This is a genomic window from Enterococcus wangshanyuanii (assembly GCF_002197645.1).
Lineage (GTDB): Bacteria > Bacillota > Bacilli > Lactobacillales > Enterococcaceae > Enterococcus_L > Enterococcus_L wangshanyuanii.
In genome coordinates, this window is sequence record NZ_CP021874.1 from 502,976 (window position 1) to 517,020 (window position 14,045).

Sequence of the window (14,045 nt, forward strand, 5' to 3'; positions counted from 1 at the left end):
GTTTATGCGTCCGCCCAAACAGTTTCAGCGATTGTTTTAACAAGCGCGATTTTTTCCCATTGTTCTTCTTCTGTTAAATGATTTCCTTCGTGGGTTGACGCGAAGCCGCATTGCGGAGACAAGCAAATTTGCTCTAAAGGTACATATTGGCTTGCTTCTTTGATTCGAGCAATAATCGCCTCAGAACTTTCTAAGTTTCCTGTTTTTGTTGTGATCAAGCCTAAGACGATTCGCTGATCGTGTAATTTTTCTAATGGTTCAAATCCGCCAGAACGCTCATCATCATACTCTAAAAAGAAGCCATCGAATGCTTGGATCGAAAAGAGGTTTTTGGCAATTGTTTCATAAGAGCCATTATAGAGCCAATGAGACTGGAAGTTTCCTTTACAAAAATGGAAGGTAACAGCTAAATCAGCCGGCTTTTTAGCTAATACCTGTTCGGTTACTTCCTGAAAATCTTGGAGTAATTGATCCGGATTCAAGCCATTCGCTTTGATCATTTCACGGAAACGTTCATCAAACAACCCGCCCCAACTGGTATCATCCAATTGCAAGTATCGACAGCCTGCATCATAGAACGCTTGGATCGCATCTTGATACGTTTTGATCAAGTCTTGTTTGAATGCAGCCAAAGAATCATAGATCGGATTTTCATTATATTGTTTTGATAAGATCAATGAGTCTAGAAAAATCATATTCGGACCAGGGATCGTTTGTTTAGCCAAAAGTGGTGCTGCATGGCGTTGAGTAAAACGAAAATGATCAAGAAACGGGTGGTCTTGCGAAAAAGAGAGTGGACCACTGACAAATGTCCCTTGAGCTTCCGTTGTAATACCAAAAGCCGTTGTTTCAAAATCAAAAACAGTGATCCCATTCAATCCCGCAATAAAATCTAAATGCCACCAGCGACGACGAAATTCACCGTCTGTTACAGCTAAAAGACCTGCTTCTTTTTGCTTGTTTATCAATTTGATGATTTCTTGATCTTCGATTTCAGTTAGCTTTTCTTTTGAGATCGTTCCATCAGCAAAAGCTTGACGGGCTTCTTTCAAAGGCGCTGTACGTAAAAAGCTACCAACGATATCATAGCGAAAAGGGATTTTTTTAGTGTTGTTTGTCATAATAATTCCTCCATTATTTTAGTTTAGTCTATTGAAAAATACAAAAAAGCCCTGTACTTTTTTCAAAGTAAAGGGCGAATGCTCGCGTTACCACCTTTATTTTGGAAACCTCTCACAAGATTTCCCTCAACCAGGTACAGAATCAATTCTTCCGTACCATTGCACTATATTGGGCGCACCCAGAATATGCTTACCGCGGCTCACATATTCTTACGAAAAGATCATTTTCCTGTAATAGCAAATTATCTCATTTCAGCTACCGAGACTCTCTAATCAATTTTCTAAAAAACAGTACTCTTCTTTTCATCGTATTTTAATTTATTCATTATTAATGAAAGTATAGGCTAGGTAAAAATGTTTGTCAACAGCTGCTCATGATTCATTCGCTGATTCTTTTCTCGGCAGTCTTTAAATCGTCTAATAATTTTTGAAGGAAGCGCTCAATTTCAATTGGGAGCATATGGTAGCTGTTTAGTGTATTATTTTGCTGTTGAACAAAATCCAGTCTATATCTCAAGCTATCTTGGATTTTTATTAGATAATTTTGATCATTAAAATCTGGTAGTAAAGAAGCTGTTGGCGCATAAGTCATTGCGGTCAGTGGGCCAAAAGGTAGAAATGATTCTTTATTGTTGATCACTGCTTCGATGCAGGATAAGGTTTGTTGTGGGCTGATTTTTTGCCCATTAAAGTAGCCAGTATTTAAAATATAGCAATCAACCTTTTGCTTTTCAAATAGTTCTTTGAAGTCCTGATAATCTTCTGTTAACGGATACGAACGAAAAGGATTAGCAAACGGTTCAATAACCAATCGGTCTAAGTCTGTTTCAGGCATGACATTTTCAGCGGTCGATCGTTTTGTAGCTAGAGTCAAGCCAAAGATAGTTGCTAATACAGGATCATCGATCTTTACGATTGGCGGTAAACTGTCATCTTTCATGATCCAATAAACGGCATCTAGCTTATCCGGCAGATAATCCTTTCGGTTAGGTGTTGCATACCGTGACTTGATTGTTCGACCGTTATTGTTTCTAATATCTTCAGTTACTAGCACTTTTTCATGCTGCTCATTCAGAGTAACGCCAATATTGTGACCAGTCAAAAAAAAGTTTATATGTGGATCTTTCATGGAATAGTCTTGTGTTTTATCGAAATAGGCAGGCTCTAAGGCAGTAGAGGAGCCATCTTTTTTAGAAATGATAAATGCATCATCGTGAAGAACTGTGACGTTATGCTGATTTTGATGTTGTGCTAAAGTGATCGTTGATTTACCTGAACCTGATAAGCCAAAAACAGCCATGGTATAGGTTTTGTCATCCAAGCTATACTGTTTAAGTCCGCCGTGACATGCAATGAAGCCATTTCGATGTGCGATCGCCCAAGCTAAAGTCAACGTCGCTTTTTTCAATTCTCCAAAATAACGAAGTCCTAAAATTGCAGCAACATTATGCGTAGGATCAATCAATACTAAACCATCTGGGAAATCTGGATGAACCCACGTTGGATCAGCATAAACATAAATATCACCTTCATCATAATAGATTGAATCAGAGTAGAGAGCACGATAAGCAGTAGTTATGGACTGAAAATTTAAGAGATAGGCATAAAGACTGTGTTCAAAGCCTTTTGGTAGTTGAAGGTGACACTTGATCATGAAATCAGCTGAAAGTCCGACAAATACTTCGCCATGATAACAATCTTTTTGAGAACTCTGATAGATTGCTTCACGTAAAAGTCCGCTGTAAAATTCGTCATCTACCTCGGGAGAACTAAGTATTCTTCTAGCCATCGCAGATCTGCCGACAATTTTTCCATCATTCGCCACTAAAACCTTTGCATCGGCTGGTAGACCAAGCTCTTCTGGTCGATAGACTGGAATGTCAGTAACAATGGTTCCCAAAGCCTTTGTTGCTAAGGTGTAGCCATCGCTTAAACGAGTAATTTTATGAACGTTGTTTCTGTAAAAACTTGTTTCAATGATACTTCGAAAATTGGATAAAAGTGGATTTTCTTTTGTAATCTGATCGACGCTCAACTTTTCTACAGAACTCATGATCATCCCTCCTGAACTTTCTTTATGTATATTTTATCACAAAGTAATCGCTTGCAAAACTGCAGGATCAAATTTAGATAATTAGTTTATTGATTCTATAGATTATAATTTTTTAAAATAAATTCAGGAAAATATTTTATACTAGGAAAAAAAAAGAAGTAAAGGTATAATAAAGAAGAGAAGTGATAAGGGGAGAATAAAGTGAAGAAAAATTTTATTGATGCAAAAGATGATGTTATTGATTATTTAAATAAACAGAAAAAAATGACAGCTATCATTATTGGTATCGCAGTTTTATTTATTATTAGTTTATTTTTTATGATCCCTAAAGTACAGGCGAATATTCGTGCCTCTCAGATTCAATCGATTGTCGGTCAAACTAAATTGGCAAAAAAAGCCAATTATTTAGATGCTAAAACGGCAGATCAGCAAATTAGCGAAAAAACAGCAATGACTGTTTTGTTTTCTGTCCCGAGTGGAAAAACGTATGATGCAGTGATCGATGTTTTAAAAGATACGGATCAAATGAAGACGTTCAATCATAGTATTTATATCTATCCTATTGTTTATAATGTTGAAAAAATAGAAGAGAAGTATAAGTTAAAAAGAGATGAAACGACAGTGATCTTTTTTGAAAGCGGCAAAGAAAAAAATCGTTATACTCTAGAAACGAATCAAGATATAAAGACAACATTGATCCCTGCTTTGAATCAGTTGCCATTGTCAAGCGTGGAGCCGACGATCCAGACACCAGCAGAAAATACAACACATTCAACTGCGGAAACAACTCAGACAACAGAAGAGACACAAACGCAAGAAGTCGATGAACAAGGACAAGTGCAGGAACAGCCGACTGATGCCGAAGTTCCTGCAGAATAATGACGTAACTACTAGAAAGAAGGGCTTACGATGAAAGAATTGATTTTGATCCTATTATTGAAGCTTGGGATAATCCAACCTGCTATGCAGCGTGTTTATGTAAGAAGTGATCGACGTGACAAGTATTAATTGGCGGACGTTGGCCACTGATTTAGTAAGAAAGAGGACTCAGATGTCTACTGAGTCCTCTTTCGATCAAAATAGACTAAAAAAAGTGCGTATAAATGAATCGATTCGGCTGAATCCCTTTGATAAATTTAGAAATGAAACATTGAAATGGTATCAAGATCCGCAAAATATGCGGAATATCATAGGCGTAGAAACTGTTTACAGCAAAGCGCAGATTCAGCAAATGTATCATTGGCAAAATGAACATGGACTTCTTTATTATATTGAATATCATGATGGTGACGGCTTTCAAACGATCGGAGATGTCTGGCTGGCAGAAGACGATTATGCAATTGTCATCGATCAATCCTTTCAAAATCAACATATCGGACGAATGGTTACCAAATACTTTATCTATAAAGCAAAAAAACTTGGCAGAGAACGAATCACAGTCAGTGAGATTTTCAACTGGAATGAAGCGTCGCAAAAAATGTTCACTCATTTAAACTTTTACCCTTACAAGAAACAAAAGGATAGTTGGAGTTATCAAAAGCGTCTGAAAAATCAGCATTTACGAAAAAAAAATTCAATTTAACGTTTTTTGACCTTGACGAATAAATCATAAGTAGTGTAGACTACATTTAACAGAGAAACTATAGGAGTGATTACATGATGAAACTATCCACACCAAACAACCAATTGAATAACTCATGGCAAAACTGGCGTAGATAGTTGTATGTATGGTGCTCTCATAGATACAACGAATTAGAATTTTTTCTAAAGTTTGTATCTATGTCGGTTTATTAATGATGATTTCTGACCGCATAGATGATTGATCTATGCGGTTTTTGTTTAAAAACAACAGCCGCTCCTTTTTAGGACTTGCTGTTGTTTTTTTTGTTTCGAAAATTTACAATTTAGGAGGAGAAAAAATGAGAAAAAATCGTTTATCATTTGTTGTAGCTGTCATTATTATCTTTTTGATTGGGTCATTTTTTATAGAAAAAAGAGAAACACAAAAAGAAAAATTACCTACAGTTGGTGTGCTTCAATTTGTGAGCCACCCTGCATTAGACCAAATTTATAAGGGTATCCAAGCGGGACTGAAAGAAGAAGGTTATGAAGATGGTAAAAACATGACATTGGCTTTTCAAAACGGACAGGCTGATCAAAGTAAACTAGCGACAATGAGTCAACAACTGGTGCAAGAGAAAAAATCAGATATTCTAATTGGGATAGCGACACCAGCCGCGCAAGCATTGGCAAATACAACCTCTGAGCTTCCGATCATTCTGGGTGCAATCACCGATCCAGTGAGTGCAGGTTTGGTCAAAAGCAATGAAAAACCAGGAGCGAATATTACAGGTGTCAGTGATAAGTCTCCTGTTGATGCTCAGTTCGACTTGATCGCCAAATTAGTGTCGAACAATAAAAAAGTAGGTATTTTATATGCTTCCTCTGAAGAAAACTCTAAATACCAAGTCGAAGAAGCAAAGAAAGTTGCAGAGAAAAAAGGCATGACAGTCAAAACATATGCTGTACCGTCAAGTAATGAAATTGCCCAAACGGTTCAAGTGATGGCTAGTGAAGTGGATCTGATCTATATCCCGACAGATAACACAATTGCCAATGCGATGCAAACCGTAGTGAATGAAGCTGATAAAGCGAAGGTTCCAATTTTTCCTTCTGTTGATACGATGGTCGAGCAAGGCGGAGTTGCGACTGTGGGAATCAATCAATTCGATCTAGGTGTTCAAACAGGAAAAATGGCAGCGGCGATTCTTTCAGGAAAATCACAGCCGGCAACGATGCCGATCTATACTTTTGATTCAGGGGATATCATTATCAACCAAAAACAAGCAGATAAACTAGGAATAAAAATTCCTGAAAATATTCGAGAAAAAGCTAAAATCGTAGAATAGGAGTGGAAGAGATGATCGTTTCAGCAATTGGACAAGGAATGCTATGGGCAATCTTAGGGTTAGGGATTTTTATGACCTATCGAATTTTAAATTTTCCGGATATGACAACAGAAGGGTCATTTCCATTAGGCGGAGCGGTTTGCGTGACTGCTATCACGTCTGGGATTCATCCGATTTTTGCAACGCTATTAGGTGTTTTAGCTGGTATGTGCGCCGGATTGGTCACAGGATTACTATTCACTAAAGGGAAAATACCAGTGATTTTAGCTGGAATATTGGTGATGTCAGGACTAAATTCTGTGATTTTATATGTGATGCAGACACCCAATCTATCATTATTAAATAAGCCAAAAATTCAGGATTTCTTTTTGCAGTTTGATTTACCGAATTATTACGATATCGTTTTTTTAGGTGTAATTTTTCTTGTGATCATTATTAGTTTGTTGCTATTTTTCTTTAATACAAATCTAGGACAGGCTTATATTGCTACAGGAGACAATGAACATATGGCACGTTCACTTGGCATCAAAACAGATTCAATGAAAATTTTAGGTTTAACGTTATCAAATGGCGTGATTGCATTATCTGGGGCGTTGATTGCCCAGAATGATGGCTATGCGGATGTCAATAAGGGAACAGGCGTGATCGTCATTGGACTTGCATCGATCATTATTGGCGAGGTGCTTTTCGGTGAGTTGACATTTGCAGAGCGTTTGGTCGCGATCGTTGTTGGTAGTATCATTTATCAATTGTTGATTCTAGCCGTGATCAAATTAGGCTTTGATACGACCTACTTGAAAATATTCTCTGCCGTGATTTTAGCAGCTTGTTTAATGATCCCGCAATTGAAAAAAGCATTGAATCTTCACTTTCTACCTGAGAAGGAGGCTGAAAAATGAGTACTGTACTTGAATTGAAACATGCGACTAAAAGAATCGACAATGGTCTAAATGAAACGAAGGTCATTTTGAATAATGTGAATCTAACGATTGAAAAAGGTGAATTTGTCACTGTTTTAGGTGGAAATGGGGCTGGTAAAAGCACGTTGTTCAACAGTATCGCAGGAACCTTGTCTTTAAGTGAAGGTGACTTATTTATCAATCAACAAAAAATAACGAATTATTCTGAAGAAAAACGGGCAACTTTTTTCTCACGAGTCTTTCAAGATCCTAAAATGGGCACAGCGCCACGAATGACTGTGGCAGAAAATTTACTCTTGGCAATGTACCGAGGACAAAAAAGAGGCTTACGTTTAAGAAAAATTAGTGATCAGCGAACTTTTTTCACGAAAATCTGCAGTGAAGTAGGAAATGGACTGGAAAATCATTTGGATACCCCAACTGGTAATCTTTCTGGCGGTCAAAGACAAGCATTGAGCTTGCTGATGGCCACGCTAACTAAACCAGAGTTATTATTGTTAGATGAACATACAGCAGCTTTAGATCCTAAAACGTCAAAACAGTTGATGCATTTAACGGATCAGCGAATCAAAGAAGCTGATTTGACTTGTTTGATGATCACCCACCGAATGGAAGATGCATTAGAATATGGTAACCGGCTGATCGTCTTACAAAAAGGTCGGATCATTAAAGATCTGAATAAAAACGAAAAGGAAAAGCTGACTCTACAAGATTTATTGTTGTTTTTCGAAGAAGAAGCAGAGCTGTCAGTAGATTAAAAAAGAAGTCAAGACTATCGATTAGTCTTGACTTCTTTTTTATCTAAAATATTTTTTAACAGACGTTCTACGATTCCTGTGACCATAAATCCAGCTGCAATAGCTCCAGCAGTCATGATCACTTTGATAATGAAATGCATCCCATTAACATAGTCACCTAAAACGATGCTTCGAACTGCTTGATAAGCCGGACCGCCAGGAACTAGTGGAACAAGACTGGGAATATTGAAGATGGTCATAGGCATTTTCTTTCTACGTGAAAAAAAGATGCTCATCAGGCCGATACCAATAGCGCCAAGAAAATTTGCAAAAATAGCTCCAGCTTCCATATTTTTAGTCAGCCAAAAGATCATCCAGCCTACAGTACCAGTGATACCGCAAGCATTCAGCAGCCTTCTAGGAACATTCGTGACGATCCCAAATGTAATTGTGCTTAAATAACTAAAAAGACAATGAATCACAATTTCCAAAATAATTTCTCCTTACATAAATAGTTTAAAAACAATTGCAATGCCAATACCGATCGAACCTGCAATAAAAATGGCTTCTGTCGCGCGTGCTGTTCCACTTAATAGATGACCGGCCAAAATATCTCTAAATGAATTTGTGATCGCTACACCAGGAACCAATGGCATTACAGCACCAATAATGATATTATCGACATTACCAGCTAGGTGAAAGGTCACAGCAAAATAGGCAAGCAGGCCAATTGTAAAGGAGGCTAGAAAATCATCTAGAAATTTAATATTCAGCCATTCTTTAGTGAAGTGTGCCACACTAAAGCCAGCCATACCAATAAAAAAAGTAGCTAAAAAATCATTCCAACTTCCACCGAAAATATACATCAAAGTACAACTGACAATGCCGGCTGCAAAAATTTGCAGCGTCATTGAGTACGTTGGGGCCTCAGAGTCGATATTGACTAATCTATAGTTAAGCTCAGCTAATGAAATTTCTTGGTTGGCAAATTGACGTGAAAGATTATTGACAATAGCCACTTTTTCCAGATTAATGCTGCGTTCCGTCACGTTTTCTAATTGAGTAAAATTACTGGAGCGAAACCCCATAAAAAGACCCGTGGCAGTTACATAGCTAACACTTTCTTTTTGACCAGCATTTTCTGCGATACGATTCATTGTGTCTTCAACACGATAGACCTCAGAACCGCTCTCTGTCATTATTTTTCCAGCTAATAAGCAAGTATCTAAAATGAGTTGTAAATCTTTTTGTTTTGATTCTGTCATTACAAAAACTCCTTGAAGTAAAGTATGCGATAAAAACAGTGTATCACTTTTTCTATAGGTTTGAAATCATTGATTTATTAGAAATGAGCATGTTCCCTTTTTTAGAAATGTTTTTTCTTTACTCCTAAGGCAAGAAGTAAAAAAGCAATATTTTTGAGCGATTATTTAAATTTTGCTTAGAATTATAAAGATACACTAAAAAAGTAAAGGAAAACTCTCAGATATCCAAAACATCCTTGCTTTTTCTCAGTAAAAGTCCTATCCTTATGTTAACAAACCAAAGGGGTCTAGATATTATGGATAAACAATGGTCACTGTATTCAATAAGCAGCTTCATTTTACTTGTATTGTTAGTAAAAACGTTTGAACGAGGGCATATTGCTTTGAGTATTTTTTTAGCGGTGCTTTTATTGGTACAAGTGACAGGATCAGTTATCTGTGTTCATCAAAAAAGACAAAAAAAAGAAATCCCATCTTCTAAATAAAAGAAGTGGGATTTTTAATTTTTGCTTAAATCAAATCAAAATGCTTCAAAGCATGAACAATACCGCCATCAGTATTGTTCTTTGTGATGTAACTTGAGCGTTCTTTCAACTCAATACGAGCGTTGCCCATCGCAATTTTATTATCGCATGCATCAAATAGCGCAAGGTCATTGATGCCATCTCCAAAAGCAAAGGTAGGAACTTTCGGCAGCTCAAGAGTTTTGAATAAGTTTTGAACACCGGAACCTTTTGAGACACCTTTTCGAACGGTATCAATAGAATAAGGGCCGTTTCGGTAAAAGGTCATCTCAGGGAAGTGTTCCAAATAATGTTCATCACCATCTTCAGAGAGGACTAACATCATGTTCACCGACTTATTTTCTGTATTAAAAGGATCGATCATCGGTGGTTTTGAATGGATGAAAGCATAGGCATTTGAAACGATTTCGTTGTGTCCGGAACACCAAATATGACGATCATTATAATAAGAAATCTCGTGCCCTTGCTGCTTGACATGTTTTTGCATCTTAGAAACTTCTTCTGGTGTAAACTCATTAGAATACACGTTCTTTCCTTCAACTTGGATCAATTGACCATTCATCACAATAGCTGAATCGATCCCGCTATCTTTCATGATATGCTCGATCTCTACTATCGTCCGACCAGTAGCAATCAAAGGTAATACTTGATTATCTTTCAATGCTTGGATAGCTGTTGAGATCTCAGAAGTGATTTCTGATTTTTCGTTCAGTAATGTGCCGTCTAAATCAAAAAAAGCAACTGCTTGAATTTTTTCCATAAATTTTCAACGTCCTTTCATGCTTAATCTTATCAAAGATTGAAAAAAAGACAAAGCTTTTTTGAAGAAAGATAGAAGTTATTGGAGCTTAGCGATTTTTAGAGTATAATATTACTGACGTTAACTATGAAGAAAAGAGGCGGTATATAAATGAATGTATTAATGATCGAAGATAATGAATCTGTATCAGAAATGATGCAAATGTTCTTTTTGAACGAAGGTTGGGAAGCGACCTTCAAGTATGATGGCAAAGAAGGATTGGATACCTTTTTAGAAGCGCCTGAGAAGTGGGATATGATCACATTGGATTTGAATTTACCAACGATGGATGGGATGTCAGTGTGCCGTGAAGTTCGCAAAGTATCAAATACTGTACCGATCATTATGCTGACTGCCAGAGATTCTGAAAGTGATCAGGTGATAGGACTGGAGATGGGCGCAGATGACTATGTGACTAAGCCATTTAGTCCCTTGACTTTGATTGCTCGGATCAAAGCTCTTCATCGTCGCTCTGAGATTGGGGAGCACGTTGACAGCTCTGAACCTTCAGATGAAAAGTTTGATGTAACGACGGAACATTTTAAAATGAATACTAAAACCAGAGAAGCTTATCTTGATAACAAACCAATCGATGGTTTGACACCGAAAGAATTTGATTTGTTATATACACTTGCAAAAAAACCAAGACAAGTCTTTTCTCGTGAGCAACTGCTTGAAATGGTTTGGGATTATCAATATTTTGGAGATGAGCGAACAGTTGATGCTCACATCAAAAAGTTGCGTCAAAAGATCGAAAAAGTGGGACCGCAAGTTATTCAAACGGTTTGGGGCGTAGGGTATAAATTTGATGATTCTGGAGTTGCTTAGATGAAATATTTACATCAGCAATTACTCGCGTTTTGGGGTGTGATCATTTTAATCATTTTGATCGTGGGGACATCTTTTACTCAATTAACGAAAAAAACCTTACAAGATTCAAATTATGAACAATTACAAGGCTATGCCAAATCAGCATGGCAGGCGAAGGATTCGATCAACAGAGAACCGGGAATGACTGATCAAGATACTTGGAATGTATCTTTTCATTTATTTGAAGGCTTTTTAAGCAATCAGGATGTTCAATTCGTTTTTTATGATACAAATATGAATGTTCAATATCCGCTCAATCCTGAGAAAAAGCTGGACGATACAGTGATCAAGGCTAACTGGGATGGATTGATGCAAGGCCAGCAGGAGTTTGCGACGGTAGATAAAGATATTTATGGAAACAAGAATGTCTCCTCATATGTGATGCTTCCTGTAACAATGACGAATATTCAGTCGCAACAAAATACGATCATTGGCGCATTAGTAGTTACGCAACCAGCCAAAAACGTGTCTGATAGTATGGATGCTATTACATCGAATTTATTCAAAGGATTTATCATATCTAGTATAGTCGGCTTGATTTTAAGCTATTTCTTTGCGAGTTTCCAAGTAAAACGGATCAATCGCATGAGGAAAGCGACAAAAGAAATCACTAGCGGAAACTTTGATGTAAAATTAGCAACGCATGACAAGGATGAGTTTGATGACTTAGCGGAAGATTTCAATAAGATGGCAGAATCGCTAAAAGAATCCCGGGAAGAAATCGATCGTCAAGAAGAACGACGACGTCAATTTATGGCAGATGCCTCTCATGAAATGAGAACCCCTTTAACAACGATCAATGGTCTGTTAGAAGGACTTCAATATGATGCAATACCTGAAAATCAACGAGAGAACGCAATCAAATTGATGCAAAATGAGACCTCTCGTTTGATTCGGTTAGTCAATGAAAATCTGGATTATGAGAAAATCAGAACGAATCAAATCAGCATTGTGGTTAAAAAGTTCAGTGCCACTGAAACACTGGAAAATATTCTAACGCAATTAGAAGCGAAAGCAGAATCCGCAAATGATCGTTTGATTTTAGAAACGAAAGAACCAATCGATGTTTATGCTGACTATGATCGTTTCGTTCAAATCATGGTCAATATCCTGCAAAATGCGATTCAATTTACTCAAGATGGAGAAATCCGTGTCCATTTACAAAAAGGCTATCTAGAAACGATCGTGACGATTACAGATACAGGAATCGGAATGACGGAAGAACAGGTGCAAAATATTTGGGATCGCTATTATAAGGTCGATCCATCTAGAAAAAATACGAAATATGGAGAATCTGGTTTAGGATTGTCTATCGTTCAGCAGCTAGTCAGACTGCATAAAGGAAAGATCAGCGTCGAAAGTAAAGAGGGGGAAGGAACAAGTTTTACTATTTCGTTCCCCGATGTTGAAATTCAAGATGAAGAATAAGTAAAAAGTATATAATTAGATAGCAAAAAAATAAGCTGAGTAAAGATGGTTGTTATCTTTACCCAGCTTATTTAATCGCCATAAAAAAGGTCTGGCAGTTTGAACTCCTTGAGTGAACTGCCAGACCTTTTTATGCTGTATTAATGATTTTATCCATATAAGGACTTTCTGCAATCTGAATATCATTTGTTAAGACTAGAATCGCCTTTTTCTTTTCTTTAGCGATTTTTTGTAGTAATGGAAGTAGCTCTTGACGCTGACCAACAGATAATTTTTGAAAGATATCATCAATGATGATGATGTCTTTATCAAGCAATTGTAACTGAACCAATTGGAGCTTGATCATTTCTAACGTGTTTAAATCAGATTCAGATTTGACCAATACATCATGAGTTAAGCCAACGTAATCAAGCTGTTCTAAAAGTAGAGACTTTTTATTTTTCTCTTTGATCGATGTACCGATGAACAGATTGTCCCGAATCGAAAGATAGGGAAGAAATGTATTTTCAGATAAGATAAAACCGATCGCCATTGTCTGTTTTAAATCAAATGTTTTATCTATAAGGAAGAAAAAATCAGCTTGAATACGGCTTTGATCTTCTAAAATAACGGTCATATGCTGTTCCTGAAATAATTCATTAAAACGCTCTTGCGTCCAGAAATTCTCTAAAGAAAAATCCATTTACTCACGTCCTTAATACTGAATTCTTTTTTTCAAAAATAAATACGTGGAAATCGACGTCACTACTGTTGTTGTAGCAGTGAGTAACAGGCAATTTTTTAGAAAGGCTTTGAATATGACAGAAATAGGCAGATTCGTGATTCCCAATGAAATAAAAGTAGTGTTGTCATTTGTAGTCATTACCTGATTTGGGGTACTTTCGACAACCAAATTCGGAGAAAAAAAGGTCACCCGTTCAATTCCAAATTGAGTAGCCAATATAGGCTTTAATCGAATTAAAAGAAATTCATAAGTGTGTTGGCAAACCAATAGGGCAAAAGCTGCGAAAAAAATTCCGATCATCATTGGAATCAGAGTTTCCAAAACAGCTTGCTTGATGATAAAAGAACGTTTAAATCCCATGATTCGCCATTTGAGCATATCTTGCCTTTTTAAACGAAGACTCGTAAAAAGTAAAAGACAGACAATAAACAATGCAACCACTAAAAGTACTATGTACATCACTAAGAATAGGTGAATAAGTTTCTGATGATTTTTAAAGTAATCAGAGAGATTCGCCAAATTCTTGACTTGTTGATAGAATATGTTTTCCAAATCAATGAGGTTCAAAATGCTTGTTGATAGTACAAGAAAAAGTCCGGAAAAAAGACCAAGACTAAAGGATGTTTTTTTATGATAGGAAACACTGGCATAGGCGTAACGAATGTTTTTCAAATAGATTCACCTCACAGAAACAA

General features: G+C 36.9%; 15 protein-coding genes. 8 read left to right on the forward strand and 7 right to left on the reverse strand.

Annotated features, from left to right (window positions below; translation table 11 throughout):
- Positions 1-2: 2 nt before the first annotated feature.
- Both CC204_RS02335 and CC204_RS02340 read right to left on the reverse strand, forming a co-directional pair.
- Complete coding sequence (locus tag CC204_RS02335) at positions 3-1,121, reverse strand: 5-methyltetrahydropteroyltriglutamate--homocysteine S-methyltransferase (protein WP_088268636.1); 1,119 nt, start codon at positions 1,119-1,121, stop codon at positions 3-5.
- A 379-nt stretch (positions 1,122-1,500) separates the two neighbouring features.
- Positions 1,501-3,174: a phosphoenolpyruvate carboxykinase (ATP) gene (locus CC204_RS02340; protein WP_088268637.1), complete on the reverse strand. Its 1,674-nt coding sequence runs from the start codon at positions 3,172-3,174 to the stop codon at positions 1,501-1,503.
- A 201-nt stretch (positions 3,175-3,375) separates the two neighbouring features.
- On the opposite strand from CC204_RS02340, the gene CC204_RS02345 reads away from it, so the two are divergent.
- The 5 genes from CC204_RS02345 (at position 3,376) to CC204_RS02365 (ending at position 7,761) form a co-directional block, all read left to right on the forward strand.
- Positions 3,376-4,053: a hypothetical protein gene (locus CC204_RS02345; protein ID WP_088268638.1), complete on the forward strand. Its 678-nt coding sequence runs from the start codon at positions 3,376-3,378 to the stop codon at positions 4,051-4,053.
- Between the two features lie 172 nt (positions 4,054-4,225).
- Positions 4,226-4,756 carry a GNAT family N-acetyltransferase gene (locus CC204_RS02350; RefSeq protein ID WP_227011218.1) on the forward strand — a complete coding sequence of 177 codons (531 nt, stop codon included), beginning with the start codon at positions 4,226-4,228 and terminating at the stop codon, positions 4,754-4,756.
- Between the two features lie 337 nt (positions 4,757-5,093).
- Positions 5,094-6,083 carry a tryptophan ABC transporter substrate-binding protein gene (gene trpX, locus CC204_RS02355; protein ID WP_088268640.1) on the forward strand — a complete coding sequence of 330 codons (990 nt, stop codon included), beginning with the start codon at positions 5,094-5,096 and terminating at the stop codon, positions 6,081-6,083.
- 11 nt (positions 6,084-6,094) lie between these two features.
- Positions 6,095-6,982 (forward strand): ABC transporter permease, encoded by an 888-nt coding sequence (locus tag CC204_RS02360; RefSeq protein ID WP_088268641.1) that lies wholly within the window; start codon positions 6,095-6,097, stop codon positions 6,980-6,982.
- Positions 6,979-7,761, forward strand: a complete 783-nt coding sequence (locus tag CC204_RS02365) for an ABC transporter ATP-binding protein (protein ID WP_088268642.1) — start codon at positions 6,979-6,981, stop codon at positions 7,759-7,761. Before CC204_RS02360 ends, CC204_RS02365 begins: the two co-directional genes overlap by 4 nt.
- 14 nt (positions 7,762-7,775) lie before the next feature.
- Here CC204_RS02365 and CC204_RS02370 read toward each other — a convergent pair whose 3' ends face one another.
- Both CC204_RS02370 and CC204_RS02375 read right to left on the reverse strand, forming a co-directional pair.
- Entirely contained in the window at positions 7,776-8,231 is a 456-nt protein-coding gene (locus tag CC204_RS02370; RefSeq protein ID WP_088268643.1) for a threonine/serine exporter family protein, read from the reverse strand.
- Between the two features lie 12 nt (positions 8,232-8,243).
- Complete coding sequence (locus CC204_RS02375) at positions 8,244-9,005, reverse strand: threonine/serine exporter family protein (RefSeq protein ID WP_088268644.1); 762 nt, start codon at positions 9,003-9,005, stop codon at positions 8,244-8,246.
- 296 nt (positions 9,006-9,301) lie between these two features.
- Here CC204_RS02375 and CC204_RS02380 point away from each other — a divergent pair, with 296 nt between their 5' ends.
- Complete coding sequence (locus CC204_RS02380; RefSeq protein ID WP_088268645.1) at positions 9,302-9,490, forward strand: hypothetical protein; 189 nt, start codon at positions 9,302-9,304, stop codon at positions 9,488-9,490.
- Positions 9,491-9,515: 25 nt separating this feature from the next.
- Here the strand turns inward: CC204_RS02380 and CC204_RS02385 are convergent, their stop codons facing one another.
- Positions 9,516-10,289, reverse strand: a complete 774-nt coding sequence (locus tag CC204_RS02385) for a Cof-type HAD-IIB family hydrolase (protein ID WP_088268646.1) — start codon at positions 10,287-10,289, stop codon at positions 9,516-9,518.
- A 150-nt stretch (positions 10,290-10,439) separates the two neighbouring features.
- Between CC204_RS02385 and CC204_RS02390 the strand changes: the two genes are divergently transcribed.
- Positions 10,440-11,156: a response regulator transcription factor gene (locus tag CC204_RS02390; RefSeq protein WP_087639979.1), complete on the forward strand. Its 717-nt coding sequence runs from the start codon at positions 10,440-10,442 to the stop codon at positions 11,154-11,156.
- Positions 11,157-12,626 carry a sensor histidine kinase gene (locus CC204_RS02395; RefSeq protein ID WP_088268647.1) on the forward strand — a complete coding sequence of 490 codons (1,470 nt, stop codon included), beginning with the start codon at positions 11,157-11,159 and terminating at the stop codon, positions 12,624-12,626.
- Between the two features lie 130 nt (positions 12,627-12,756).
- On the opposite strand, the gene CC204_RS02400 is transcribed toward CC204_RS02395, so the two are convergent.
- Positions 12,757-13,308: a hypothetical protein gene (locus tag CC204_RS02400; protein ID WP_088268648.1), complete on the reverse strand. Its 552-nt coding sequence runs from the start codon at positions 13,306-13,308 to the stop codon at positions 12,757-12,759.
- Between the two features lie 12 nt (positions 13,309-13,320).
- The gene (locus CC204_RS02405; RefSeq protein WP_088268649.1) at positions 13,321-14,022 is read right to left on the reverse strand and encodes an FtsX-like permease family protein; all 702 of its coding nucleotides are present in this window, start codon (positions 14,020-14,022) and stop codon (positions 13,321-13,323) included.
- Positions 14,023-14,045 lie beyond the last annotated feature (23 nt).

Excerpts from the sequence above, each read along its gene's own strand:
- CC204_RS02335 (WP_088268636.1), bottom strand. The coding sequence starts at position 1,121 with ATGACAAACAACACTAAAAAAATCCCTTTTCGCTATGATATCGTTGGT.
- CC204_RS02340 (WP_088268637.1), bottom strand. The coding sequence starts at position 3,174 with ATGAGTTCTGTAGAAAAGTTGAGCGTCGATCAGATTACAAAAGAAAAT.
- CC204_RS02350 (WP_227011218.1), top strand. The coding sequence starts at position 4,226 with ATGTCTACTGAGTCCTCTTTCGATCAAAATAGACTAAAAAAAGTGCGT.
- trpX (WP_088268640.1), top strand. The coding sequence starts at position 5,094 with ATGAGAAAAAATCGTTTATCATTTGTTGTAGCTGTCATTATTATCTTT.
- CC204_RS02360 (WP_088268641.1), top strand. The coding sequence starts at position 6,095 with ATGATCGTTTCAGCAATTGGACAAGGAATGCTATGGGCAATCTTAGGG.
- CC204_RS02365 (WP_088268642.1), top strand. The coding sequence starts at position 6,979 with ATGAGTACTGTACTTGAATTGAAACATGCGACTAAAAGAATCGACAAT.
- CC204_RS02375 (WP_088268644.1), bottom strand. The coding sequence starts at position 9,005 with ATGACAGAATCAAAACAAAAAGATTTACAACTCATTTTAGATACTTGC.
- CC204_RS02380 (WP_088268645.1), top strand. The coding sequence starts at position 9,302 with ATGGATAAACAATGGTCACTGTATTCAATAAGCAGCTTCATTTTACTT.
- CC204_RS02385 (WP_088268646.1), bottom strand. The coding sequence starts at position 10,289 with ATGGAAAAAATTCAAGCAGTTGCTTTTTTTGATTTAGACGGCACATTA.
- CC204_RS02390 (WP_087639979.1), top strand. The coding sequence starts at position 10,440 with ATGAATGTATTAATGATCGAAGATAATGAATCTGTATCAGAAATGATG.
- CC204_RS02395 (WP_088268647.1), top strand. The coding sequence starts at position 11,157 with ATGAAATATTTACATCAGCAATTACTCGCGTTTTGGGGTGTGATCATT.
- CC204_RS02400 (WP_088268648.1), bottom strand. The coding sequence starts at position 13,308 with ATGGATTTTTCTTTAGAGAATTTCTGGACGCAAGAGCGTTTTAATGAA.